This is a genomic window from Oleiphilus sp. HI0066, from assembly GCF_001635725.1.
Window position 1 is genome coordinate 1 of record NZ_LWFH01000533.1, and the last position, 1,016, is coordinate 1,016.

1 protein-coding gene is annotated in these 1,016 nt (G+C 45.4%); it reads right to left on the minus strand.

Features of this window, described 5'->3' with window-relative positions; all coding sequences use genetic code 11:
• The coding region (locus tag A3738_RS30730; protein ID WP_197473669.1) for a hypothetical protein at nucleotides 1-1,016 on the minus strand (1,016 nt) is incomplete at both ends.

Sequence of the window (1,016 nt, forward strand, 5' to 3'; positions counted from 1 at the left end):
CGTGGATTGATTGCTGGGTGTTGGTGAACTGATCCTCGAGGGTGCGCTGATAATTGTTTACACCTCCAGTAAGGGTCAATTGGGAAAAATCAAAACGCCATGTTTTATGCGCCAGTAACGCGCTGTCTTCTTGGTCTTCTATGAGGCGCGCTTTGTCTACGAAGGCTGGGGGCCCCGAGGCGCTGCCTTCGGTGTAATCGTATGCACGTGAGTACAATGCAGTGAGATGGTTGTATAAGGTATAAGCGCCAGAAAAGACATTTAAGTCGTTGTCGAAATCTCTACCCGCGATAAGCCCCCAGTTATGAAAATTTAAGACATCGCGCCCGTTAAGAATGATTGAGGCTGTGGTGTTGGTGTTGTCGCTAGTGAAACCAAAAAACCAAGACTGGGGTGCAATACTTTCAAGCGGATTGTAGTCGTGTTGTAAGAGGGGTTTATGTTCACGATCTTGATGCGAGCTTGTATCTAATTCTAAGCCCTTGTATGAATGAGGTGATTGAACTGTACCTGGCATGGCGTTGTTTTCTGGGTTACTTTCCGCGGTTTTCTCCGCATTTCTCTCCGCGCTCTTTTCCGCATTAATGACAGGAGATAATTCTTTATAGTCGGTTGATACGATGTCCCATCCCTTGTCGCTGTAATAGCGATAGGCGAGCTGTCCAGTTTGAGCGCTATATGATCCCGAACTCGCGCCCCCAATACTGATCGTCAAAGGGTTCAGTGACTGTTGTTCTAGATGATATGACCATAACTCTATAAATCCATTTTTATCGCTGCTCAGTATGACGTTTTGTGAGGTAGGGCCGGCGTAGATTTCAAATATATTGGTGTTCGCTTCGCTCAATACGATGTTTAAAGACTGGCCATTCAAACTATATTCAACTAGCTGCCATGGCTGTGATGGTGGCTTTCGCGTCAATAAGATTGTATTAGCGTCTTTCCATAAGGGCGTGGCTAAGTTTTCATATGAGTTTGGCGTATATAGAGTTCGTTCGTTTTCCAAATTGCCATTA